Origin of the sequence: Pseudomonas sp. CCI1.1 (assembly GCF_034348165.1) — a bacterium.
GTDB lineage: Bacteria > Pseudomonadota > Gammaproteobacteria > Pseudomonadales > Pseudomonadaceae > Aquipseudomonas > Aquipseudomonas paracarnis.
In genome coordinates, this window is record NZ_CP133780.1 from 3432479 (window position 1) to 3456960 (window position 24482).

At 60.8% G+C, this 24482-nt stretch carries 23 protein-coding genes; 12 read left to right on the top strand and 11 right to left on the bottom strand.

The genetic code is table 11. From position 1 onward, the window contains the following. Positions 1 to 89: 89 nt before the first annotated feature. Positions 90 to 1637 carry a nitric oxide reductase transcriptional regulator NorR gene (gene norR, locus RHM69_RS15445; protein WP_200645908.1) on the top strand — a complete coding sequence of 516 codons (1548 nt, stop codon included), beginning with the start codon at positions 90 to 92 and terminating at the stop codon, positions 1635 to 1637. A 156-nt stretch (positions 1638 to 1793) separates the two neighbouring features. On the opposite strand, the gene RHM69_RS15450 is transcribed toward norR, so the two are convergent. Then, entirely contained in the window at positions 1794 to 2696 is a 903-nt protein-coding gene (locus RHM69_RS15450; protein ID WP_014719868.1) for a DMT family transporter, read from the bottom strand. Between the two features lie 136 nt (positions 2697 to 2832). On the opposite strand from RHM69_RS15450, the gene RHM69_RS15455 reads away from it, so the two are divergent. Continuing rightward, a complete protein-coding gene (locus tag RHM69_RS15455; RefSeq protein ID WP_020302019.1) occupies positions 2833 to 3708 on the top strand; it encodes a helix-turn-helix domain-containing protein in 876 nt (291 codons plus the stop codon). On the opposite strand, the gene RHM69_RS15460 is transcribed toward RHM69_RS15455, so the two are convergent. The 8 genes from RHM69_RS15460 to RHM69_RS15495 all read right to left on the bottom strand — a co-directional run bounded on the left by RHM69_RS15460 (position 3705) and on the right by RHM69_RS15495 (position 15353). Then, positions 3705 to 6200 (bottom strand): helix-turn-helix transcriptional regulator, encoded by a 2496-nt coding sequence (locus RHM69_RS15460; RefSeq protein WP_019817481.1) that lies wholly within the window; start codon positions 6198 to 6200, stop codon positions 3705 to 3707. The two genes, RHM69_RS15455 and RHM69_RS15460, sit on opposite strands and share 4 nt — an antisense overlap. 230 nt (positions 6201 to 6430) lie before the next feature. Next, positions 6431 to 7789: a DUF1329 domain-containing protein gene (locus RHM69_RS15465; protein ID WP_014719871.1), complete on the bottom strand. Its 1359-nt coding sequence runs from the start codon at positions 7787 to 7789 to the stop codon at positions 6431 to 6433. A gap of 27 nt (positions 7790 to 7816) precedes the next feature. Further along, positions 7817 to 9607: a DUF1302 domain-containing protein gene (locus tag RHM69_RS15470; RefSeq protein ID WP_014719872.1), complete on the bottom strand. Its 1791-nt coding sequence runs from the start codon at positions 9605 to 9607 to the stop codon at positions 7817 to 7819. A 496-nt stretch (positions 9608 to 10103) separates the two neighbouring features. Further along, positions 10104 to 11525 (bottom strand): group II intron reverse transcriptase/maturase, encoded by a 1422-nt coding sequence (gene ltrA, locus RHM69_RS15475; protein WP_011805433.1) that lies wholly within the window; start codon positions 11523 to 11525, stop codon positions 10104 to 10106. Positions 11526 to 12008: 483 nt separating this feature from the next. Next, complete coding sequence (locus RHM69_RS15480) at positions 12009 to 12920, bottom strand: SDR family oxidoreductase (RefSeq protein ID WP_014719873.1); 912 nt, start codon at positions 12918 to 12920, stop codon at positions 12009 to 12011. 117 nt (positions 12921 to 13037) lie between these two features. Beyond that, positions 13038 to 13940 carry an alpha/beta fold hydrolase gene (locus RHM69_RS15485; RefSeq protein WP_014719874.1) on the bottom strand — a complete coding sequence of 301 codons (903 nt, stop codon included), beginning with the start codon at positions 13938 to 13940 and terminating at the stop codon, positions 13038 to 13040. After that, positions 13940 to 14722, bottom strand: a complete 783-nt coding sequence (locus RHM69_RS15490) for a class II aldolase/adducin family protein (RefSeq protein ID WP_014719875.1) — start codon at positions 14720 to 14722, stop codon at positions 13940 to 13942. The genes RHM69_RS15485 and RHM69_RS15490 overlap by 1 nt, the downstream gene beginning before the upstream one ends. 175 nt (positions 14723 to 14897) lie before the next feature. Continuing rightward, positions 14898 to 15353, bottom strand: coding sequence for a flavodoxin (locus RHM69_RS15495; RefSeq protein ID WP_014719876.1), 456 nt, complete (start codon positions 15351 to 15353; stop codon positions 14898 to 14900). A 129-nt stretch (positions 15354 to 15482) separates the two neighbouring features. On the opposite strand from RHM69_RS15495, the gene RHM69_RS15500 reads away from it, so the two are divergent. Then, positions 15483 to 15950 carry a PAS domain-containing protein gene (locus tag RHM69_RS15500; protein WP_014719877.1) on the top strand — a complete coding sequence of 156 codons (468 nt, stop codon included), beginning with the start codon at positions 15483 to 15485 and terminating at the stop codon, positions 15948 to 15950. A gap of 58 nt (positions 15951 to 16008) precedes the next feature. Further along, positions 16009 to 16614, top strand: a complete 606-nt coding sequence (locus RHM69_RS15505; protein ID WP_014719878.1) for a hypothetical protein — start codon at positions 16009 to 16011, stop codon at positions 16612 to 16614. Here the strand turns inward: RHM69_RS15505 and RHM69_RS15510 are convergent. Next, a complete protein-coding gene (locus RHM69_RS15510) occupies positions 16605 to 17567 on the bottom strand; it encodes a MerR family transcriptional regulator (RefSeq protein ID WP_014719879.1) in 963 nt (320 codons plus the stop codon). The two genes, RHM69_RS15505 and RHM69_RS15510, sit on opposite strands and share 10 nt — an antisense overlap. A 213-nt stretch (positions 17568 to 17780) precedes the next feature. Here RHM69_RS15510 and RHM69_RS15515 point away from each other — a divergent pair, with 213 nt between their 5' ends. Genes RHM69_RS15515 through RHM69_RS15540 form a run of 6 tightly spaced genes read left to right on the top strand, consistent with a single transcriptional unit; the run spans position 17781 to position 20704 of the window. Continuing rightward, on the top strand, positions 17781 to 18338 hold the full coding sequence (locus RHM69_RS15515; RefSeq protein WP_014719880.1) for an antibiotic biosynthesis monooxygenase: 558 nt from the start codon (positions 17781 to 17783) through the stop codon (positions 18336 to 18338). Positions 18339 to 18395: 57 nt separating this feature from the next. Next, the gene (folM, locus tag RHM69_RS15520; RefSeq protein WP_014719881.1) at positions 18396 to 19106 is read left to right on the top strand and encodes a dihydromonapterin reductase; all 711 of its coding nucleotides are present in this window, start codon (positions 18396 to 18398) and stop codon (positions 19104 to 19106) included. Between the two features lie 20 nt (positions 19107 to 19126). Beyond that, positions 19127 to 19687: a GTP cyclohydrolase I FolE gene (gene folE, locus RHM69_RS15525; RefSeq protein WP_003194072.1), complete on the top strand. Its 561-nt coding sequence runs from the start codon at positions 19127 to 19129 to the stop codon at positions 19685 to 19687. 2 nt (positions 19688 to 19689) lie between these two features. After that, positions 19690 to 20061 carry a dihydroneopterin triphosphate 2'-epimerase gene (gene folX / locus RHM69_RS15530; protein ID WP_003194073.1) on the top strand — a complete coding sequence of 124 codons (372 nt, stop codon included), beginning with the start codon at positions 19690 to 19692 and terminating at the stop codon, positions 20059 to 20061. 15 nt (positions 20062 to 20076) lie between these two features. Then, positions 20077 to 20373: a DUF1244 domain-containing protein gene (locus tag RHM69_RS15535; RefSeq protein ID WP_014719882.1), complete on the top strand. Its 297-nt coding sequence runs from the start codon at positions 20077 to 20079 to the stop codon at positions 20371 to 20373. Further along, positions 20366 to 20704, top strand: a complete 339-nt coding sequence (locus RHM69_RS15540) for a HopJ type III effector protein (protein ID WP_014719883.1) — start codon at positions 20366 to 20368, stop codon at positions 20702 to 20704. The genes RHM69_RS15535 and RHM69_RS15540 overlap by 8 nt, the downstream gene beginning before the upstream one ends. 170 nt (positions 20705 to 20874) lie before the next feature. Here RHM69_RS15540 and trxB read toward each other — a convergent pair whose 3' ends face one another. Beyond that, positions 20875 to 21837: a thioredoxin-disulfide reductase gene (gene trxB, locus RHM69_RS15545; RefSeq protein WP_003194076.1), complete on the bottom strand. Its 963-nt coding sequence runs from the start codon at positions 21835 to 21837 to the stop codon at positions 20875 to 20877. Positions 21838 to 22130: 293 nt separating this feature from the next. On the opposite strand from trxB, the gene cysZ reads away from it, so the two are divergent. Beyond that, entirely contained in the window at positions 22131 to 22895 is a 765-nt protein-coding gene (gene cysZ, locus RHM69_RS15550; RefSeq protein WP_014719884.1) for a sulfate transporter CysZ, read from the top strand. Between the two features lie 54 nt (positions 22896 to 22949). Continuing rightward, positions 22950 to 24128 (top strand): glycosyltransferase family 4 protein, encoded by a 1179-nt coding sequence (locus tag RHM69_RS15555; RefSeq protein ID WP_019817477.1) that lies wholly within the window; start codon positions 22950 to 22952, stop codon positions 24126 to 24128. Positions 24129 to 24482 lie beyond the last annotated feature (354 nt).

Consider the following 24482-nt stretch of genomic DNA (forward strand, 5'->3'; position numbering starts at 1 on the left):
AATAAACCCATGTTTTTCAATAGCTTAAACATTATGTAGTCAGTATGACCTCCTACGCTTTATAGTCATATCGACTACAAGGAGTCATTATGACTGCAAAACCGCTGCTCACCGCCCTGCTGCCGCTGGTCGCCGATCTGTCCCGGGAACTGCCCGAAGGCGAGCGCTACCGCCGCCTGCTGCAAACCATGCGCGCCCTGTTGCCCTGCGATGCCGCCGCGCTGCTGCGGCTGGATGGCGAGTGGCTGGTGCCGCTGGCGGTGGATGGCTTGAGCCCTGACACATTGGGCCGACGTTTCAAGATCAGCGAACACCCGCGCTTTGAAATACTGCTGAGCAGCCCCGGCCCTACCCGCTTCGACAGCGACAGCCAATTGCCCGACCCCTATGACGGCCTGGTCGCCGGTTTACACGGCCACCTCGAAGTCCACGACTGCATGGGCTGCCCGCTGTTTATCGACGACCAGCCGTGGGGCCTGCTGACCCTTGACGCTCTCGACAACGAGCGCTTTGAACGGGTCGAACTGGACGCCCTGCAAGCCTTCGCCAGCCTCGCCGCGGCCACCGTCAACGTGGCTGAACGCATCGAGCGCCTGGCGCTGCGGGCCGAAGACGAGCACCAGCGCGCCGAAATCTATCGCCAAGCCAGCGGCCAGCAGCACAAGGAAATGATCGGCCAGAGCAAGGCGCATAAACGGCTGGTCGAGGAAATCAAGCTGGTAGGCGGCAGCGACCTGACCGTGCTAATCACCGGCGAAACCGGGGTCGGCAAGGAGCTGGTGGCCCAGGCGATCCATGCCGCGTCATCGCGTGCCGACAAGCCGATGATCAGCCTCAATTGCGCCGCACTGCCGGAAACCCTGGTAGAAAGCGAGCTGTTCGGCCATGTACGCGGCGCTTTCACCGGAGCGCTGACTGAGCGCCGAGGCAAGTTTGAACTGGCCAACGGCGGCACGTTGTTCCTGGACGAAGTCGGTGAACTGTCGTTGAGCGTACAGGCCAAGCTGCTGCGCGTGCTGCAAAGCGGCCAGTTGCAGCGCCTGGGTTCGGACAAGGAACACCAGGTGGACGTGCGCCTGATTGCCGCCACCAACCGCGACCTTGCCGAAGAAGTGCGCAATGGCCGCTACCGTGCCGATTTTTACCACCGCCTGAGCGTGTACCCGCTGCAAGTGCCGGCACTGCGTGAACGCGGGCGTGATGTGCTGCTGTTGGCTGGCTTCTTCCTTGAACAGAACCGTTCGCGCATGGGCCTGGGCAGCCTGCGCCTGACCGGCGATGCCCAGGCGGCGTTGCTGGCCTACAACTGGCCCGGCAATGTGCGCGAGCTGGAGCACTTGATCGGCCGCAGCGCGTTGAAAGCCCTGGGCAACTGCCGCGAGCGCCCGAAAATTCTCAGCCTGAGCGCCCTGGACCTGGACTTGCCCGACGTGAGTACGGCGGTGGCCGAACAAGCACCGGCCCAAGCCTTGCCCATGGTCAGCGGCGACCTGCGCCAGGCCACCGAGCACTACCAGCGCCAACTCATCAGCGCCTGCCTGGAACGCCATCAGCGCAACTGGGCCAGCGCCGCCCGCGAACTGGGCCTGGACCGCGCCAACCTGGGGCGCATGGCCAAGCGGCTAGGCCTCAAATAAAGCAGGCACCTCAGTCCAATGTGGGAGCTGGCTTGCCTGCGAAAGCGGTGGGTCAGTTAAAGACACATTGACTGGCACACCGCCTTCGCGGGCAAGCCCGCTCCCACAGGGGATTCGTGGCAGGTGCTGCTTCTATCGGCAAGCCAGCTCCCACATTCAGGCTTGGCTAGCCTTGAGGCCCGCCAAGATGGACCGGGGTTTACCAAACACCAGCACATTCCCCAGCATCACCAGCACCAGCCCCATCAACGCCGGCGCCGTCCACTGGTAGCCCTCGGCCACGGCCGACACATTCAGCGCCACCACCGGAAACAGCACCGTGCAATACGCCGCCTTCTCCGGGCCCATGCGGCCCACCAGGGTGAGGTAAGCGGTAAAACCAATCACCGAACCCGGGATCACCAGGTACCACAGCGCACCGATATACCGCGCACTCCAGTCCATCTCGAAGGGAATGCCACGCACCGCGCAATAGGTCGCCAGCATCGCCGCCCCATAGGCCATGCCCCAGGCATTGGTGGTCAACGGCTTGAGCCCAGCCTTCTGTTGCAGGCTGGACAACAGGTTGCCCGCCGAGAAGCACAGGGTGCCCAGCAGGGCCAAGCCCAGGCCCAACAGGGTTTGCGGGCTAGCGGTATGCCCAACCAGCTCCGGCCAGAATAAAAAGCCCAGCCCCAGCAACCCAAGCGCCCCGCCCATCAACACGTTACGCGCCACCCGCTGGCCGAAAAACACCCGGGCATTGAGCGCGTTCCACAAGGTCGCCGTGGAGAACACCACGGCCACCAGGCCACTGGGGATCCACTGGCTGGCAGTGAGAAAGCACATGAAGTTGACGCAGAACAGGCACAGCCCTTGGGCCAGGCAGATCAGGTGCCCGCGCCGGTTCATCACCTGCAACTTGCGGCTGAGCAGCAACAGCGCAAACAGCACCAGCGCCGCCAGGCCGAAGCGATAGACAATCGACACGGGAATCGCCACCACGCCCAGCTGCCACTTGAGCGCAATCCAGGTGGTGCCCCAAATCAGCACCGTGAGTAAATACAGGAAGAGGTTCATAGCAGGCTCCGTCGTTTGAGCCACAGTGTTGCCTTCAACCACCCTGAGGTTCTTGCACATTCTTGCGCTTTTGTCGGGCGATGGGCTCACAGCGCCCGCCGCCGGGAGTAGGATGCAAGACGTCGGAGAACACACCATGCCAGAGCTGGAATCGCTGCACGTCTTTCAATCCCTCAACCGCTCGCCTCACGCACGCTTGGAAGCCTGCGCCGAGCTCGGTGACGGTTTGTCTGCGGCCGTGTGGAGCAACCACCACGATGCCCAGGACTACCAGGCGCCCAGCCATCACACTTTGTCCTGTTATATCGGCGGCGGCACGGGCACCTTTCGCCGTGACCGGCCAGGCACCAAGGGCGGCCCCGACAAATTGTGCATACTGCCGGCCGAGCACCAGTCGGCGTGGGTGATCAATGGCGAGATACGCCTGGCCCATGTGTATTTCAGCCCGGAGCAATTTGCCCTCGGCTGCGTCACCTTGCTGGACCGCGAGCCGCGGGAGTTGCAGTTGCGTGAGACGACCTTCCTTGAGGACGCCCGTCAGGCCCGACGCTTTCACCAGTTGATTAGCCTCAACTGGCTCGAACCCGGCGAGCGCCTGCTGACCAGCAGCCTGGCCCATGAACTGCTCAGCCACACCCTGCTCAACCAGGTCGGCGTGCGCGACGGCCTGCGCCTCAAAGGCGGGTTGGCGGCGCACCAACGGCGGCGTTTGGTGGAGTACATCGACCACCATGTTGAAGATCCCATCAGCCTCGGCCAGTTGGCGTCGATGTGCGCGCTGTCGGAATACCATTTCGCCCGGATGTTCCGTCAGAGCTTCGGCGTGCCGCCCCATCAATACCTGCTGGCACGCCGCCTGGCACGCGCGCAAACTTTGCTGCGCAACAGCTCGTTGCCCTTGGGTGAGGTCGCCTTGAGGTGCGGTTTTTCCAGCGCCAGCCATTTCAACCAACGCTTTCGCCAAGCCATGGGCGCCACCCCGGGTGAATATCGCCAGGCACTGCGCGCCTAGGCCATCAAGCCCAGCGTCTTGGCCTTGGCCACCGCCTGAGTGCGGCGCTCCACCCCGAGTTTGCTGTGGATGCGCCGTGCATGGGTCTTGACGGTGTGCAAGGAGATATACAGGCGGTCGGCGATTTCCAGATTGGAGTTGCCCAGGGCGATCAACTGCAACACTTCGAGTTCGCGCTGGCTCAGAGGGTTTTGCGTCGCACCGGCAGGCGTGACCTGAGGCTCCAGGCCCAGCTCACTCAATAGCCCGGGTGCACGCAAGCGCAGTTCGCGAATCGCCTGCTGTACCTGGCAACGAGCCGCCAGCGCCAGCCCGGCCTGCAATGCACGACGGGCCAACGCCGGGTCACCGAGTTGCCAGGTCACCTCACCCAACACCAGGTGCAGTTCGGTTTCCAGACACAGCATGCCGCGCTGCCGGGAGGTTTCGAGCAAGGCATTGAGCCGTGCGATAGGTTGCTCGGCACAGCCCAGCCTGACCTCGGCCAGCACCAGCAAATACTCCAGACGCGGGATCAGTTCCAGGGTCGCCGGCGGTGCCTGCTTGGCACTGGGCCCACGGAAATGGCGCAACACCCGGCGCACCGCTTGTACCGTCAATTCAGCCCGGCCCTGTTGTAGCCACAGGTGTCCGCTGACCAACAACAACACCGCGCGATACACCGTCTCCGGGACATGGCGCTGCTGCATCAGGCGCTCGGCGTCGCGCAATTGAATGAACGCCTGGGCGTAGTCGCCACGGTTGGCCGCCAGCAGCGCCAGGCCGAGATAGCCATATAGCACGCGCTTGTCCTGGCTCTGCAGGCACAGCGTCAAGCCGGTCTCAAAGCATTCGCACGCCAGGGCGTCCTGGCCTTGCCGCAAGGCCAGGTGCCCACGGCGCAGGACGATGCGCCCCACCAATGGCCCGGCCCTGAGCCGCTGGCGAGCCAGCATCGCCTGCACCGTTTCCAGCAGGCTCTGCGCCCGATACGGCGCGCCGCGCTGCTCCAGTAACTGGGCGTGGTCCAATTCCAGCAGGGATTCGAGCACCAGCGAACCGTGAGCACGTGCCAGGCACAATGCTTCGCGGCTCAAGCTCTGGGCGACATCCAACTCACCGCGCAGCAGGGCTTGCTGGGTCAGGCCCGACAGGCACATCAGGCGTGAGGTCCAGGCGCTGTCAGGCAAGGCTTGCAGCGCTTCGAGCAAGTGTTCGCGGGAACGCTCGGCATCACCGCTCAAATGCAGCAACCAACCCCACTGCGCCTGCCAGCGCGCCAGCAGATAGCGCTGCGCGGCGGGCGTCGGTTGCGGGGCGAACCGGGCCAGTTGGTCGATACACAAGGCCGCCTGTTCGAAGCGCCCGGCAAACAACAACGCGGCCGTGAGCAGCCCCACCAGTTGCGCCGACCCCAACATCAATTCATCGCCCTGCTGTTCATGCAGGCGCAACAGCAGCACGGCGTTCTGCTGGCGAAACAAATCCTCGAAACTGAAGTGCTGCAACAGGCTCACCGCCACTTCATATTCCTGCGCCAGCAACGCCTGCTCGAACGCGGCCTGCCAGTCACCCTCGGCGCTGAACCATTGGCACGCGCGTCGGTGCCAGGAGCGTTTGGCCGGCCAGGGCTCATCGCGCAGCAGTCGCGCCAACGGTGGGAAAATGTGGAGCCAGTCGCTGGTGTCTTCCCAGGGCTGGATAAACGCACCCAGTGCCTGCAATTCGCGCAAATGCTCAGCGCCGTCACCACCACCGAACAAGTACTCACACAGGTTCAGGTTGAAACGCGGCAGATGGGCCAACACCCGCCAGGCCTCAGCCAATGGCGCCGACAAGGTGTTGAATAGCTCATGCTGCAGGTAATCGAACAGGGTTTTGTCGGGGTGGCCGTCGCCCAACAAGGCGATACGCACACCGGCGCACCAACCGGCGCTGAACTGCATCAGGCTGTCGACGGTATGCCCCGGGGCGAGCAGTTGCTCGACTTCCTCGGCGCTGAAAAACAACTCGCTGCACTCCAGCAACTCATCGTCGAGCAACAGGCGTGGCCAATTGCACAACGGGCGCCGTCGCGCGCCCAGCCACCAGGTCAACTGCGGGCTGCCAGCGGCGAGCAAACGGTCCAGCAGCGCATCCAGCTCAGGCGCAGGTGAGCGACAGAAATCATCCAGAAACAACCACGTGGTGTGTGGCCAACGGCCCAAGTCGAGCAATAACGTGGCTTCATCCACAAACGGCAAGCCAAGCTGCTGCGCCAGCCGTGCGCAGAATTCCAAGGGGCTGAGCGCGGCACCGTTGAGTGGCATCCACACCACCTGACACCCCTTCGGCGCCTGCAACGCACACTCGGCGAGCAACGCGCTCTTGCCACTGCCACCCGGCGCGCACAGCAACCTTACCCGCGCCTGCGCCGTCAGCAGCGGCACAGTCAGCCGCGCACGCAACACATGGTGGGCGGACAGCCGTGGCATAAATCCAGAACGGTCCAGGCAGCGGGTCATGGCGGTCATTGCTGCATCCTGCTGTTTTTATTGTTGCGTCACCCTAGACCTGTGGTTGGCGGTTGTTGAAGAAGTATTCAGCGGGTTGATTGAAGACCATAAAAACCAAGGTATACGTCCTTCAGTGTGGGAGCTGGCTTGCCTGCGATGGCGGTGCAACAGCAATCGATGAGCGGCCTGGCCCACCGCTATCGCAGGCAAGCCAGCTCCCACATTTTCAACCTCATTTCAGTGTGGAATCAGCGAACGCCCGCCGACCTCAGTGCGGCCGGGGTGTAGTCCGCCGCCTTGGCTGCGAAACCGAACACGAAACTGCTTTTCTCCTCGTTCTTCATGCCCAGCGCGATGTAGCGTCCGGCAATCAGGTCGTACAGGGTTTCCACGGTGTAGGCCGGCACCTGGTGGTCGTAGTAGAACTGCGCATGGCCTTCGGCAACGCGCCACAGTTGGCCGCGGCCGTCGTAGTGGTCCACCAGGGCGACTTGCCAGCTGTCTTCGTCGATGAACATATGGCGTTTGGCATAGATGTGCCGCTCGCTGGGCTTGACGGTGCCGACCACTTCCCACACGCGGTGCAACTCGTAACGGGTCAGGTCCTGGTTGATATGCCCGGCCTTGATGATGTCGTCGTACTTGAGGCTTGGCGAATCGAGCTTGTAGCTGTTGTAGGGAATGTACATCTCCTTCTTGCCCACCAGTTTCCAGTCATAACGGTCGGGCGCGCCGGAGAACATGTCGAAGTTGTCGGTGGTGCGCAGGCCGTCGGAGGCGGTGCCTGGGCCGTCGTAGGACACCTGCGGCGCGCGCCGCACCCGGCGCTGGCCGGCGTTGTAGATCCAGGCCAGGCGCGGTTCCTTCACCTGGTCGAGGGTTTCATGCACCAGCAGTACGTTGCCCGCCAGCCGCGCCGGGGCGGTGACCGATTGCTTGAAATAGCTGAGCACGTTGGCGGCCTTGGCCGGGTCGATATCCGGAATGGCTTGCGGCACCGCTACTTCTTCTTCGAAACGGATCGGCGTGTAGCTGCCATTGGTCTGGGGCGTGGCCTGAGTGATGATGCGCCGCAGGTTGCCGCCGTGGTAACGGGTGATGTGATTCCACAGCACCTCGACGCCATTTTTAGGGATAGGGAACGCGTAGTAACGGTTGCCGGTGAAGTTCTCCAGGCCGTTGCCATCGTTGATCGCCTTCACATTCAAGGCGCTGCGCTTGATCGACTCGTAAATGTCCGCCGGCAAGTTGACCGTACGGTGGCTGGGGTACACCGGGATCTTGTAGGTCTCGGGATAGCGCTTGAACATCGCTACCTGGCCGTCGGAGAGCTTGTCCTTGTACTTGTCCACCGTGGCAGCGGTGATCACGAACAGTGGTTTTTCACTGGCGAAGGGGTCGGCGAGAAACCCCTTGCTGTCCACCGCGCCTGCATTCTTGGGGATGCCGCCGGTCCAGGCCGGAATCGAGCCATCGGCGTTGCCGGCTTTTTCCGCGCCGACCGGGGTCAGGGAAGTGCCGAGCTTGGCTGCTTCTTCGGGCGATACCGCCGCCATTACGTTGGCGGCCAATACGCTCAGGGCCAACATTGCAATCATCTTACGCATAGGGTCTTGTCCTTCTTTTAAGCCAGATCAGAAGTTCACGCCGAAGCTGAGGGCGAGGAAGTCGCGGTCGGTCAGGGTGTTGTAGTCACCGCCAAAAAAGTCGGTGTAGCTCAGGCTTGCGGTGTAGGTGCTGCGATAGTCCGCATCCACGCCGACGCTGATGGCCTTGGCGCCTTTGTTGAACAGGCCGTTGGGGCCGTAGCCCGCCACGTCGTGGGACCAGGACAGGTTGGGCTTGAGGTTCACACCGGCAATGGCGTTGTTGTAGTCAAGGATCGCCCGCGCCCGGTAGCCCCACGAGGTGGAGGTGACAAAACCGTCGGTGTCACCTTGAAAACCGTAGGCGCCGTACACCGAGTCTCGGCCGTAACGCAGTTTGGTTTTGTCTTCCAGGCCGGCGACGTGCACCACCGCCGCTTCGCCCACCAGGGTCAGGCGCTCGGCGCCCAGTACCTGGTCGAAGAACTGGGTCATGGTGCTCTGGATCTGGGTGATTTCCTTGCGGCGATAGCCTTTGTTGTCATCGCCGAAATTGCTGCGGATGGGTGAGGCGAGTTGGCCCGCAATGGGATTGACCAGGGCCAGGGTCAGGTCAGTGGTGTTGAGCTGCACCGGCGCATTGGGCCGATAGCTGATTTCGCCGGTCCACGCCGTGCCCGTGGGCAAGGTGGTGGAGAAACTGGCGCCGAACAGGCGGATGTCTTCCGGGTAATCCAGGTAGTACTGGCCGCGGCCAAGCATGGTGCTTTGCGCCAAACCGCCCCCGGAACCGGGTGCTAGGGCGTTGGCGGTGTTGATGATGCGCCCGATTGTGGCCAGGTTGGTATTGGCGGTCAGGGTGCCGACGGTCGGTGTACGGCTGTGGTAGTTCATGAAATACAGGCCGTATTCAGTGTCATCGCCCAGCCAGCGCAGGGCCGCGCCGAACTGGCCGGAGTCACGCGCATCGCGGTCACCGGCACGCCGCACGATCACGCCTTCATTGGTCACGCCAAACCCTTGACCAAAGGCAGCGGCCACCGGTTGCAGCGGTCGGATCGCCGGGCTGCCCACGGTGTAGTTATTGGTGCAGCCGTCCGCCGCCACGTCCCCACCGAAGAAGGTGCCGCAGTTGTCGAGCACCGTCTGGTCCCATTCCAGTTGGTAGAAACCTTCCACTGTCAGTTGATTGGTCAGGCTCTGGGAGGCAAACAGCATGTTCACCGGGATCAAGCCTTCCTTGATCTCGGCACCGGGCCTGCGAAACGCCGACACGTCGATCGGGTTGATGCTGTTGATGGAGTTACCGATGAAGGTACTTTCGCCCCAACTGACCACCTGCTTGCCGGCGCGCACGGTGCCGGGCAGGTCGCCCAGGGAGTAGTTGTGGTAGACGAAGGCATCGAGGATCTGCGCACCGCTGGACTTGGCGCCTTCCTTGCGGTTGTGATCGCTGATGGGCTTGAACTCGCGGTCTTCGTCCTTGAGCTCGAAGTCGTACCAATACTTGCCACGCACGAATACGCCGGTGTCGCCGTACTTCAACTCAAGGTCGTGCAGGCCCTTGAAGATCTTGGAGAAGGTCTCGCCCTTCTTGAAGTTGAGGCGCCCGTCATCCCCGGTGGACGCCTGGCCCGTCCCGCCATTGACCGTGCCGACCAGGCTTTTATCGGCATCGCGCATGCCCCAACTGGCGCCGACCGACAGCGAGGAGTCGAATTGCCCTTCGATCTCGCCGATGTTGAACGAAACAGCCTGCGCCTGGGCACAGCAGCCCAGCGCAACCGCAGTGGCCAGCGCCTGTGGCGTGAAGATGGCGCGCATTATTGTTTTTGTCATGCGTCTTCCCCGGTGAGTGACAGAAGGCCCCACCCTACTGCCGCCCTTGAGGAGCGATAAGCGCACCAAGGAGGTATTCGTGTTGTCGCTCGAAAGGATGACGGGGTTCTCTGGCCGGGCGTTGGCTTGGTGACATGCATGCGATGGATGAAGGGTTATCAGAAGGATCGATGGCGCCCTGTAATTATTGCCGATCTGGTAATAGTCCTTGTCCTGATTCGCTATTACTCATTTTGTTACAACCGACTATTCTTGCCTGGCTTTCAGGGCAAACAGCCCGCTCCCGCATTGGGGAGAAAAGCTGATTTATAACGGATTGATCCCGTAATCAGTCTGTTCCCGGTGTTCACTGACGTTGATTTGTCGCTCCTTGATCCAACGTCTTACTTCGGCCGCTGCCTATGCAGCGGCCTTTTTTATGCCTGATCGAGTAGGAGGCGGATTCACATCCGCCGTCCTCTCACACCACCGTACGTACGGTTCCGTATACGGCGGTTCAGGTTATACGGTTAAGTCGGTTTATCGTATCCAGTATCGAGACCAGCCCGAGGCGGTCCCACAGCTTCTTCGGCAACGCCTGATTCATATGGGGCGCTCCCGAGTTCCACCATGGGCCTCGGCCATTGACTGCCGATTTCCACGCCCGCGCCGCATTAAGTCCCAAGCGTATCAAGTTGCGCGCCCTCGTAGAGGGCCGCTTCCATTGACGCCAGACGATACAGCGAAGCTTGTGACGCACCCAGCCGTCCAATTCCTCAAGTGGCCGTCTGCTCTGGCTCAGCTTGAAGTAGCCCGCCCATCCGCGCAGCACGGGGTTTATCCGCTCGATGACAGTCGCCACCTTGTGGCCCCGCGCTTTACGTAGCAGCTCTCTGAGCCGGTCGCGCAAGCGACCCAGGCTCATCGTCGCCACTCTCAGTCTCGGTTGCTGATGCCAGCTCATCCCGTAACCCAAGTAATCACACATCCAAGACCCGGCTACTCGGCTCTTATCCCGATTCAGCGTTAGTTTCAGGCGCTGATTCAGGAAGCGCTCAACACTGGCCATCACTCGTTCGCCAGCACGAGGGCTGCGCACATAGATGTTCGCATCGTCGGCATAACGCACGAAGCGATGACCCCGCCGTTCCAGCTCGCGGTCGAGTTCGTTGAGCAGGATGTTCGACAGCAACGGCGAGAGCGGGCCGCCTTGCGGCGTCCCTTCCTGCCGTCGGCTGGCGATCCCACCCGACATCTCACCGGCTTGGAGGTACCGCCGGATCAGTCTGAGCACGCGTTTATCTACGATTTGGCGCGCCACGTACGCCATCAGGAGATCGTGGTTGACCCGGTCAAAGAATTTCTCAAGATCGAGTTCCACGCACCAGCGATGCCCTGCCGCCACATGGGCGCGGGCTGTCTCGATGGCTTGGTGGGCGCTTCTGCCCGGACGGAAGCCGTAGCTGTAATCCGAAAACAGCGGGTCGAAGATCGGCGTGAGCTGTTGCAGCAGTGCCTGTTGGATCAGGCGATCCACGACGCAGGGAATGCCCAGTTGTCGGGTGCCGCCTTTGGGTTTGGGGATGTCGACGGCGCGTACACCTTGCGGGTGGTATTCGCCGGCCAGCAACCTCCTCTGGAGGATCGGCCAATACTGATTCACGTAGTCCGCCAAGTCGTCGACCGTCATGCCATCGGCACCCGGCGCGCCCTTGTTGCTGACCACGCGCTGATACGCACGTCTGAGGTTGGCCGGTGCAAGCACCCGCGCCATCAGCGTGTCCGGCTCCGCGTTCGTCCACGTCACAGATGCCGTCGATACCTTTGCGCTGTCAGCCGTCATCCTCGGATTCTGTCCGGGACTCGGAGTCACAGTCTTCTCTTGGAGAAATTTCTGCATTTCGGTATTCAACGAGACTCTGACGCCTACTGGCGGCATAACCTGTTCGGCCCTTGGTGGCGCGGTTATTCGCCACTTACTACGGCTTCGGCTGACTTCTGCACGCTCATCCCATCGCCTCTCGACGCTCGGTAGCACACTGGCAAACGTGCAGATCTCCCAGGGTAATTCGCGCGACCTTCCTGCTTATGCCTGTCGGATCTACGTCACAGCGTTCCGTGCAAGTATTGGGCTTTGAAGATTTTGGCCTTCTTACCCCGCTGCGCCGCCTCTATCCGCTTCCTGTTCGTCAGGCCAGCATTTTGCCTCGGGCTTCCTTCAGATTCGCAGTCACCCGCGACACCCTTGCCTCTGGCTAACACTTCCCCTTGCCGGGTGTGTAGAGGACTTTCACCTCCCAGTCACCAGCGTGGCCACCACAGCCAAGCTGGTTGCGCTTGCGCGCAACGCGCCATGCCTGGCGCACCAATAAAACGGGGCGTCATCGACGCCCCGTGGGATTCATTGATTTACCGGCAATGATCAGAGGCTGAACTTCTGCAAGTTGGCCATCATTTCCTTCAGTGCCTCGATATTGTCCTTGGGGTGCGCAGCCCCTTCGAAATCGCAGATCTGCTGCCAGTGCGCGGCCACGTCCTCCGGCGAAAAACCGGCCTCGGGATCAAAACCCACACCCAGGCTGCGCTCCCAACGGGTCTTGCCGATCCAGCCGCCACCCACTTCAAACAAGCCTGCGGTTTCTTCACAGGCGTCACTGCCCAGGTACACCACCAGCGGGCTGACCAGTTCCGGCTTGAGGCGCTCGAACACCTGCGGCGGGATCAGCCCTTCGGTCATGCGTGTGCCACCGGTGGGGGCAATCGCGTTGACCAGAATGTTGTTCTTGCGCCCTTCCAGCGCCAAGGTGCGGGTCAAGCCATACAGGCCCAACTTGGCCATGCCGTAGTTGGACTGGCCGAAGTTGCCGTAAATGCCTGACGTCGACGCCGTGAAGATCACCCGGCCATAACCCTGCTCGCGCAAATGCGGCCAGGCGGCGCGGGTGACTTTGTAGGCGCCTTCGACATGCACCCGGTAAACCAGGTCCCAGTCGTTGTCGTCCATTTTGTGAAAGGTCTTGTCGCGCAGGATGCCGGCGTTGTTGACCACCACGTCGACCCGGCCGAAAACATCCAGGGCGTTCTGTACGATCTTGTCGCCGTCGGTGACGGAGTCATGGTTGGCCTCGGCAATACCGCCTGCCGCGCGGATCTGCGCCACCACCCGGTCGGCCGCCGAGGCGTTGGCGCCCTCGCCTTGGGTTGAGCCACCGAGGTCGTTGACCAGCACTTTGGCCCCGTGCTTGGCGAACAGCAGCGCATGGGCCTGGCCCAAGCCACCACCGGCGCCGGTGACGATCACGACCTTATCCTGGAACTGCACTGACTCACTCATACCGAACTCCGCTGGCGACAATGGGATAGGCAGAGTGTCACGCACGCAGCCTTTGGTCACAATAAAGACGGCCGGGGCTGAATGGTGCTTGATAAGGCAGCGGGATGATGCGCGGAATCAGGAATAGGCCGCGCGCGGTGAAGGCTGGCTGATGCGCTCACGAAACGCCTGGTAATGCTTGAGCACCTGGACCGGCGCCTCGATCTGCGGGTAGTGGCCGATATTGGCCAGCCTTATCGTGTCGGGCGCGGGCACCAGTTGGCGATAGCGCTCGACCATATGAGCCCCGGAAATCGGGTCTACTTCGCCGTCGATCACCCGCAGCGGCACTTCACCTCGCTGCATGGCCGTGAGCCAGCGCTCGCGCAGACGACGGCGCTGGGGGATGTAGGCGATGAGTTTGTGCAGGATACGCGGGCCGTCGTTGCAACTGATCAAACTCCAGAAATCATCCAGCACGCTTTCACTGGGCCGCGTCTGGGGGCCGAAGATCTGGTTGAAACTGCTGGCCAAGGCATTGCGCCCAAAGGCCCGACCGATCATCCAGCCCAACGGGCTGAGCAGCAGCTTTTGCACCAGCGCCGGCCGATGGGTTTCCGGAAACAGTCCGCCGTTGAGAAATACACAACTCGCCATCGGGAACCGGCCCTCGTAATGCCGAGCCAATAATTCCTGGGCGACACTGTCGCCGTAGTCATGAGCCAACACATGCACCGGCTGCTCTACGCGCAGGTGCTCAAGCAGCGCCTGTTGCAGATCGGCCTGTTCCAACAGGCAATAGTCGTGGTCCAAGGGTTTGGCCGAGTCGCCAAAGCCGAGCATGTCGCAGGCAATCACCAGATTGCGCTGGGCCAGGGGTTGCCACAGGTAGTGCCAGTCCCAACTGGCCGTGGGGAAACCATGAATCAGCAGCAACGGCTCGCCCTGCCCGGCCACCCAATACCGCACGGTGTGGCCACGAAAGACGAAGTCCTGGCCGCGCTTGCGCCAGGCTCTGAGCGGTATCTCGGCGAGTGGCATCAGCTTTTATACCCGGGGTCCTGGTGGTCCAATTTGCGTAGCAGCGCCGGCCAGGCCAGCGCACCACCCATACCTTGGGCGCTTTTTGTGACAGCTGCCACCATCGCCTTGGCACCGGCGAGAATCTGCGGCTCGATGGCGATCAACTCGGTGCCGCCGCTCTGGGCCAGCACCTGGATCTCGCAGGCGCGCTGGAAGGTGAACATCATCAGGAAGGTATCGGCGATGGTGCCGGCGCAGGTCAGCAGGCCGTGGTTATGCAGCATCAGGAAATTGTTCTGGCCCAAATCCGCTTGCAGGCGGGCCTTTTCCTCGTGATTGAGCGCCACGCCCTCATAGGCGTGATAGCCCAGGCTGGACAGTACAAACAGCGATTGCTGGCTGATGGGCAATACACCCTGCTTTTGCGCACACACCGCCACGCCCGCAGCAGTGTGAGTGTGCAGCACGCAGGTCACGTCGTGGCGCACTTCGTGGATGGCGCTGTGGATGGTGTAGCCCGCAGGGTTGATCTCGTAGGGGCTCTCCATTTGCTTATTGCCGGCCTGGTCAACCTTGACCAGGCTCGACGCGGTGATCTCATGGAACATCAGCCCATAGGGGTTGATCAGGAAATCTTCAGTACCCGGCACCTTGGCCGAAATATGCGTGAAGATCAGGTCATCCCAACCGTGCATGGCCACCAGGCGATAGCAGGCCGCAAGGTCCACGCGGGTTTGCCATTCGGCGGCGCTGACCTGGGCTTTGACGTTTTGTGGCGATGGAGCAGGGGCTAGGCTCATGGCAATGACCTCCTTGGCGCACTTCTTATGGTGTCTAAAGTGAGAGCCAGTCTAGTCAGACGCCGAGGCGCAAGGAGTTTCCTTGGCAGCCAGCTTGATGACTGAGCGAGTCAGTCAAGAGAATAGTACAAATACGTGTCAAACAAGCGCCGTCAATAACGGCGCTCCCTGGGGCTCAACCGCGCAGCGCGGTGATCAAATCGGCCAGCCAAGGCTCGGCGTCAGCTTCCGGGGTGACGCTTTCGCTGGCGTCCAGGCGCAGCATCGGCTGCACTTCGCGGATGCCCAGTTCGGCGAACAATTCGCGCATTTGTTCACCGCCGCCACAGAAAGTATCGCCATAGCTGGCGTCGCCCAGGCCGATGACCGCTCCCGGCAGGCCGCGCCAGGCGGCGGGCAGTTGGTCGCGGATGGTTGAGTACAGAGGCTGCAGATTGTCGGGCAACTCGCCCATGCCGGTGGTCGAGGTCACTGCCAGGAATGCATCGGGAGCAAAGGCCTGCACGTCTGCCAGCGTGGCACGTGCGTTGTGCCAGGCGTTGAAACCTGCGTCCTTGAGGATTTCTTCCGCGTGGCGAGCGACTTCTTCAGCCGTACCGTAGACCGAGCCGGAGAGGATGGCGACTTTCATCAATCTGATCCTGTGGTTGAGTGAAAGCGTGGGATATTAGCAGCCTGTGCCAATATTTCAGTGCGCACCGTGCAACATTCCAGACTTGCCATAAACTGGCAAGGTCAAAACCAGGCCATGGACCGCTCTATGATTAACGCCAAACTGTTGCAAATGGTCGTCAATGCGTCCAACGACGGAATCGTTGTTGCCGAGCGCGAAGGCAACGACAAACCGCTGATCTACGTCAACCCGGCCTTCGAACGGCTGACCGGCTATACCCTCGACGAGATCCTGTATCAGGACTGCCGCTTCCTGCAGTCGGGCGACCGCGACCAACCGGCCTTGATCGCCATCCGTGACGCGCTCGACAGCGGCGGCGCCTGCCGGGAGATCCTGCGCAACTTTCGCAAAGACGGCACGCCTTTCTGGAACGAACTGTCGCTTTCGACCGTGTACAACGAGGTCGACAAGCAAACGTATTTCGTCGGCGTGCAAAAAGACGTCACCACTCAAGTCAAAGCCCAACAGCGCGTCGCCCAGCTGGAAGCCCAGTTAGCCGAGCTCAAAAGTGAGCTCGCGGCACTCAAGGCGACGAGTGGAATTAACAAACTGTAAAAAACGCGGTCTTTAGAGCGATAATGGCTTTTTAATGCCTCAGCCTTGAGCTAGATCAATGCAACGCGACACGCTATTGACGCAGGACGAGCTGGATTTTATCCAGGACATGCAGCACAACCCGCAGCTCAACCTGCGGGATGCATGGTCGAGCCTGACGGTTAATGGCGGCGCACAGATTCGCGATTTGCTCACGCGGCTAGCGGCTCACGACCAGGTCACCATCCAGGCGCAGTTCGACAACCAGCAACTCACCTTCCCGTTGCACCTGGTGGAAGATGAGTTTCATGCCGTGCATTTGCGCCTGGGCGTACCGAGCATTTTTGAAGATGGGCCGATGATCCGCCCGTGGCGCCTGGCGCTTGAAACGCCGGTGGCGCTGGAAAACATCAAGGGCTACTCCAGCGCGCTGTGGGTGCACGAAGTGTCATTCAAAGGGGTGCTGGTAGGAGTGCGTGGCCGGGTCAAACCGCCAAAGACGTTTTCCCTGTGGTTCAGCCCTTCCGGCTACGAACGCATCGCCCTGCGCGGTACGCTGGAGCGGGAAACCGCCCGCGGCCTGTTCGCTTATCGCCTCAGCCAGAGCGATGCCGATGAGATCGAACGGTTACGCCAGTTCATCCTGCACCAGCATCGCCTGGTTCATCCTCACGTTCATGCCTGAGACTCCAGATGGCCGCTGAGCAGTTGCTGCAAGCGGCGCGGCATCAAGCGCCCGTCATTGCCCAGACAACCAATCGATGCCCCCTCCAGGCTGTGTTCTGCCAGCTCTGACGCCTCTCCAGCCAGCAGCAACGGGCAGTCGAGGGTGAAGGCCAGGCGATTGAGCCGCGACGCCAGCTCTGCGCCAGGGGCATGGTTGGAAAACAGCACCAGGGCTTGCGGCCGAGTGCGCTCACAGATCAGCGTCAACTCATCCAGTGGCTGGCCAACGCCCAGGACCTTGACCGCCAGTTTCTCGCTCGACATCAACAAGCCCGCCACCAGCAACTCCAGCTCACGGCACTCTCCGGCAATGGCTGACAGCAATACCCTGGGCGCTGGCGAGGCACAGGCCATTTGCAGGCACCGTGCGACACGCGAGCGCAGGAAATTATCGAAGAACAGCCACTCGCTGGCTTGGCCAAAGCGGCCTTGGTGACGTAACAACTGCTGCCACAGCGGGACCAAAATGTCTTGGAACACCACGGTTGTCGAATAGACGCTGAAGATCTGGCCGTACAACCGGTCGAGCTCACGATCATCAAAAGCACTGATGGCCTGCCGCAGTTGCGCCTGCCATTGGCGCCACTCCAGTTCGGTATCGCTGCGTGACGCGGTAGCCGGCTCGTTGGGCTGTGGGTCGCGCGCCAAAAGCTTGCCGACTTTGCTCACCGCCACGCCCCGCTCGATCCAGTCGAGGATGCGGTGCACGGTTTCAATATCGGTGCGTGAGTAAAGCCTGTGCCCACTTTCGGTGCGTACAGGCTGGATCAAACCGTAGCGACGCTCCCACGCACGCAACGTCACCGGGTTTACACCTGTGAGTCTTGCCACTTCACGAATCGGAAACAGCCCCTCGCAGTCAGAGTGGCTGTCGGCTGTCGTTTCGCGAAGAGGCGCAGTGATTTCGGGCATCAGCGGTCAAAAAACTTGTATGAATTTGAACACCATTTAACGCCGATTGAACTGCATGATTCAAGATCTACGGCGATCCATCCGAAGTTTCTGGCGTATTTGGGCAAATCCGGAATAATCCTTGCCTGTTCTTTTGCGTCGCTGCACCACCCCGCAGCCTCGTTCGTGCACAGCCTACCCGGCTCGGCGCACTTGCTGATTTGGAGATATACGATGTCTACCTCACCCGTCACCTTGATGGTTGCGCGCCGCGTGGCCAAAGGTCGCTACGAAGAACTGATGGCCTGGCTGCGTGAAGGCGAGCAATTGGCGACTGACTTCCCCGGTTACCTGGGTTCCGGCGTGCTGGCCCCGCCACCCCATGATGATGAGTTCCAGATCATCTTCCGCTTTGCCGATGAAAAAACCCTGCATGCCTGGGAATTCTCCGCGTCGCGCAGCGCGTGGCTGAGCCGAGGCAGCGAGCTGTTTGCCGACCCGTCGGAACACCGCGTCAGCGGTATCGATGGCTGGTTTGGCGCAGTGGGTGCCCGCCCGCCACGCTGGAAACAGGCGGTGGCCATCTGGTTGGCTTTTTTCCCGGTATCGCTGCTGTTCAACTTCGGCCTGGGCTCGCTGCTCAGCGAGTTAGACCTGTTCAGCCGCGTACTGGTCAGCACCGCTGCCCTGACCCCGTTGATGGTTTACCTCTTTATACCGCTGTCGACCCATCTGCTGGCGAACTGGCTGCACCCTTCGCCCCCTCGCAAGGTCACCGAAGCAGCCGCTTGAGTACAGGGAGGCCGGGGCGCTGGTATAGTTTGAGCCTGCCAGCGACTTGAGCCTCCCATGAATGCAACCAACGCTCCGATCCTGATCACCGGTGCCGGCCAGCGTGTCGGCCTGCATTGCGCCGAGCGCCTGTTGGATGAAGGCCAAGCCGTGATTTTCAGCTACCGCAGCGAACGCCCCGGCGTGCAGGCGCTGCGTGAGCGCGGTGCCATCGGCGTGTTTGCCGATTTCTCCAGCGAAGCCGGAGTGCTGGCTTTCATTGGCGCAGTGAAAACCCATACTCAAAGCCTGCGAGCAATCATCCACAACGCTTCAGCCTGGGTCGCCGAAACCCCGGGCGACGAAAGCCGTGCCTTTATCGACATGTTCAGCGTGCACATGCTTGCGCCGTACCTGATCAACCTGCATTGTTCACCTTTGCTGCAACGCTCGACACCCGCCGATATCGTGCATATCAGCGACGACGTGGTGCGCAAGGGCAGCCGGCAGCACATCGCCTATGGCGCCACCAAGGCCGGGCTGGACAGCCTCACGTTATCGTTTGCCGCACAGTTCGCGCCGCTGATCAAGGTCAACGGCATCGCACCGGCGATGGTGATGTTCAACGAAGGCGATGACGCGGCCTATCGCGCCAAAGTCCTGGCCAAGTCGGCCCTGGGCATCGAGCCCGGACCCGAGGTGATCTACCAGAGCGTGCGTTACCTGCTGGACAATCCCTATGTCACCGGTACCACCCTGACCGTCAACGGCGGGCGGCATATCAAGTAAGCCGTTTGCGAGGATGTTGTATGACCTTATCCCTGCCCCACCACTACCGCGAGATCCTCAAGGGCCTGGGCGAAGACCCGCAGCGCGAGGGCCTGCTCGACACGCCCAAGCGTGCCGCCAAGGCCATGCAGTACCTGTGTCATGGCTATGAGCAGAACCTGGAAGAAATCGTCAACGGCGCACTGTTCGCGTCCGACAATGACGAGATGGTGATCCTCAAGGACATCGAGTTGTATTCGTTGTGCGAGCATCACCTGCTGCCCTTCATCGGCAAGGCCCATGTGGCCTATATTCCGACCGGCAAGGTGCTGGGCCTGTCAAAACTGGCGCGCATTGTCGACATGTTCGCCCGGCGCCTGCAGATCCAGGAAAACCTCACGCGGCAAATCGCCGACGCCATCCAGGACGTGACCCAGGCCGCCGGCGTGGCGGTGGTGATCGAAGCCAAGCACATGTGCATGATGATGCGCGGCGTGGAGAAACAGAATTCAACCATGAACACCTCGGTGATGCTCGGCGCCTTTCGCGAGTCGAACACCACCCGCATGGAGTTCCTGCAACTGATTGGACGGAGCAAGTAGCAATGCCACAACTTCAACCAGGCATGGCGCGTATCCGGGTCAAGGACCTGTGCCTGCGCACCTTTATCGGCATCAACGAGGACGAAATCCTCAACAAACAGGATGTGCTGATCAACCTGACCATCCTGTATGCCGCCCAGGAAGCCGTGCGTGACAACGACATCGACCACGCCCTGAACTACCGCACCATCACCAAGGCCATCATCGCTCACGTCGAAGGCAATCGCTTTGCCCTGCTGGAGCGCCTGACCCAGGAACTGCTGGACCTGGTGATGAGCAACGAATCGGTGCTGTACGCCGAAGTCGAAGTGGACAAGCCCCACGCGCTGCGCTTTGCCGAGTCGGTTTCGATCACTCTGGCCGCCAGCCGCTGATACTAAGTGAGCCCTATGAACGACCAACAACGCCTCGAACTCGAAGCCGCCGCCTTTCGCCGATTGGTGGCCCACCTGGACAGCCGCAAGGATGTGCAGAATATCGACCTGATGAACCTCGCCGGCTTCTGCCGCAACTGCCTGTCCAAGTGGTACAAGGCCGAGGCCGACGAACGCCAGATCGAGGTCAGCCTCGATGAGGCCCGTGAAGTGGTGTACGGCATGCCGTACGCCGAGTGGAAAGCCCAATACCAGCAAGAAGCCAACGCCGACCAACAGGCCGCGTTTGCCAAAGGAAAGCCTCATGACTGATTTGAACACCCTGCGCGCCAGCCTCAACAGTGGCGAACACCTCTTTGCCGACACCCTGGCGTTCGTCGCGGCCGGTTACAACTACCAGCCGCAAGCTTTCACCAACGGCGGTGTGGAAAACGCTGCCGGACAGAACGAAGGTTCGTGCAAGACCCTGGGTTTGGCGCTGCTGGAAGGGTTGAGTGATAAGGAAGCACTGCTAGCGTTTGGTGAGCATTATCGGTCGGTGGTGGCGACGCCTGAGGGCAGTGACCATGGCAATATCCGAGCGTTGATTGCCCATGGGCTGGCCGCAGTGAAGTTTGCTGAACAGCCTCTGACTCGCCGCTGATTTAATAATCAACCCCGCTCAATGTAGGAACCGGGCTTGCCCGCGAGGGCGGTGGTGACTATCACACCGCTATCGCAGGCAAGCCAGCTCCCACATTTGTTTTGCGGTGTCTCGGCTAGATCGCAGGCATAAAAAAACCGGCTTTCGCCGGTTTTTTCAATTTCACAGGTTTAGAACGAAGCGTCCTTCAAACCGTCGAGGTAACGCTCGGCATCCAGGGCCGCCATGCAACCGGCGCCGGCCGAGGTGATGGCCTGGCGGTAGACGTGGTCTGCCACGTCGCCGGCAGCGAAGATACCTTCGATGTTGGTCGCGGTCGCATTGCCTTCACGGCCACCTTGCACCACCAGGTACCCGTCTTTGGCTTCCAGCACGCCTTCGAACAGCGAGGTGTTCGGGGTGTGGCCGATGGCGATGAACACACCGTCGACTTTCAGCTCGTCGAAGCTGCCGTCGTTGTTTTTCAGACGGGCACCGGTCACACCCATGTTGTCGCCCAGGACTTCATCCAGGGTGGCGTTGAGCTTGAGGATGATCTTGCCTTCGGCGACACGGGCGTGCAGCTTGTCGATCAGGATCTTCTCGGCGCGGAAGGTCTCGCGGCGGTGAACCAGGGTCACGGTGCTGGCGATGTTGGCCAGGTACAGCGCCTCTTCCACAGCAGTGTTGCCACCGCCGACCACGGCAACCGGCTTGTTGCGGTAGAAGAAACCATCGCAAGTGGCGCAGGCCGAAACGCCCTTGCCCATGAACGCTTCTTCCGAAGGCAGGCCCAGGTAACGCGCACTGGCGCCGGTGGCGATGATCAGCGCGTCGCAGGTATACACACCGCTGTCACCGGTCAGGCTGTAAGGCTTTTTCGAGAAGTCGACCTTGTTGATATGGTCGAAGACAATCTCGGTTTCAAAGCGCTCGGCGTGCTCTTTCATCCGCTCCATCAGCACCGGGCCGGTCAAGCCGTGGACATCGCCAGGCCAGTTGTCGACTTCAGTAGTGGTGGTCAACTGACCGCCCGCCTGCATGCCGGTGATCAGCAGCGGCTTGAGATTGGCCCGGGCAGCGTAGACAGCGGCGCTGTAACCGGCAGGGCCGGAACCGAGAATAATCACTCGGGAATGACGGGTATCAGACATGACTCACTCCTACCGACCGCCCAAACCACAGGGCGGCGGGAATAAAAAAGGACCGCGAAGCACTTGGGGAAGGCTTTGACTCGCCAGGTCCTGAAAATAATGGGTGCAGCGTATCGAGGGGGGCAAGATTAAGGAAATACGCATTAACAATCCAGCTCATAGGTGTTCTCTATGTGCGCAATTAAGTTAATCGACACCTTTGTAACCCTGGATGTCGCCTACCTGCCCGCGCTTTCACAACAGGTGCAAAGCCGGTAAGGTCGGCGCGTTCGCCATTTTGCTCGGAGTATTCCATGCCCGCCCCTGCTCTTTCCGGCCCGCAATACCTGCGTGAAGGCCTCAAACTGGTGTTGAGCCCTGGCCTGCGCCTGTTCGTGTTGCTGCCGTTGGCGATCAACCTGGTGCTGTTCGTCGGGTTGATCTATTTCGCCGGCCATCAGTTCAGCCTGTGGGTCGATAGCTTGATGCCGACGCTGCCCCACTGGCTAGGCTTTTTGAATTACCTGTTGTGGCCGCTGTTTGTTGTGCTGGTGGTGCTGATGGTGTTTTTCACGTTCACCATGCTCGCCAATATCATCGCCGCGCCGTTCAACGGGTTTCTCGCCGAGAAGGTCGAGGTCGTGGTACGTGGCACCGACGACTTCCCGCCGTTCAGTTGGACCGAACTGGCCGCCATGGTCCCACGCACCCTGGCGCGGGAGATGCGCAAGCTGGGTTACTTCCTGCCACGTGCCATCGGCCTGTTTATCCTGTCGTTCATCCCGGTGGTCAACCTGATCGCGGCGCCGTTGTGGCTGCTGTTTGGCGTCTGGATGATGGCGATCCAGTACATCGACTACCCGGCCGATAACCATAAGCTGGGCTGGAACGAGATGCTCGCATGGCTGCGCCAGAAACGCTGGCAGAGCATGAGTTTTGGCGGCATTGTCTACCTGGTACTGCTGGTGCCGGTGGTCAACCTGTTGATGATGCCAGCGGCGGTGGCCGGCGCAACGTTGTTCTGGGTGCGTGAACAAGGCGCCGAGGCGATGGCGCAGCAAGCGGTGGCCAAGTCATAAATCCATCATCGCACTGACACAATGGCGACATGGCCCACGCCGACACTGTGGGTCATGACGACAGCCTCGCTTCACATCACCCTCATTACCGAAACCTTCCCGCCGGAAATCAACGGGGTGGCCAATACCCTTGGCCGCCTGTGCGAGGGTTTGCGCTCACGCGGCCATCAGGTCGAACTGGTGCGCCCACGTCAGAACACCGATAAGAGCCGATCAAGTGACGATCAACTGCTGCTGTGCCGCGGCTGGCCATTACCCGGTTACCCAGGGCTGCAATGGGGCCAATCGTCGATGCGAAAACTGCTCCGACGCTGGAGCCGGCAGCGCCCGGATGTGTTGTATATCGCCACCGAAGGGCCGCTGGGATTGTCCGCTTTGCGGGCGGCGCGGCGGTTGGGAATCAGCGTCGTCAGCGGCTTTCATACCAACTTTCAGCAGTATTCGAACCAGTACGGCTTGAGCCTGCTCAGTCGCGTGGTCACCCATTACCTGCGCTGGTTTCACAACCGCTCGAGCCTGACCCTGGTACCGAGCGCCAGTCAGCGTCTGGAACTGGAGCGTCGGCATTTTGAGCGCTTGGGGATGTTGGCCAGAGGCGTCGACAGCCAACTGTTCCACCCCGCCAAACGCGACAGCACTCTGCGCGAACGCTGGGCATTGAATAATGAGCAAATCGCAGTACTGCATGTAGGACGACTGGCTCAGGAAAAGAACCTGGGACTGCTCAAGCGCTGTTTCGAGACCTTGCAAGACAGATACCCACTGCGTCAGATGAAACTGATCATCGTTGGTGATGGGCCGCAACGAGCCATGCTGGAGAAAGACCTTCCCGACGCCATTTTCTGCGGTGCCTTGCGCGGTGAAGAACTGGCTCGTCATTACGCATCCGGCGATGTGTTCCTGTTCCCCAGCCTGACCGAAACATTCGGTAATGTGGTTTTGGAGGCCATGGCTTCAGGACTGGGAGTTGTGGCCTACGACCAGGCAGCCGCCACCCAGCATATTCGTCATGGCTATAACGGGGTGCTGGCGATGCCGGGGGATGAAAATGCGTTTTGCGATGCCGCCAATTGGCTGCTGGAGGACGCAGAAGGTTTACGCCGTATGCGCCTCAATGCCCGTCAACACGCAAGCCGCCAAGGCTGGCCAGCGATTGTCGAGCAATTCGAGCATCAGTTACGTGGGGTGTGCGGGGAGAGTTTTGACCTTCCAACGCAACCTTACGTGCGCTGAACAATCGGTCAATGATCAAACGCATGGCGAGCCTGCTACCGGCCACTCAAGTTTTGCCTGGTATTTAAACCGGGAACCAACGGTTGCGTAACGCCAATCATAGAGACCTGCCGATCAAGCAGGCCCTTTGAATATGGAGATAATGAACAATGCCAATTTATGGAATGGGTGTACGCAATGGCGTCAACATGCCAACCGCGGAGTGGACACGCCAGCAACAATGGCTGGATCAATCCCGTGCAGAACCGCCAACCTACGGCCAGCCTGGGCACAAAGATGGGCTCAAGACTGATCATCACAAAGAGCTGAATAAGCGGCCAGAGTATTAATCACTAAAGCAACAGAACTCCCTGT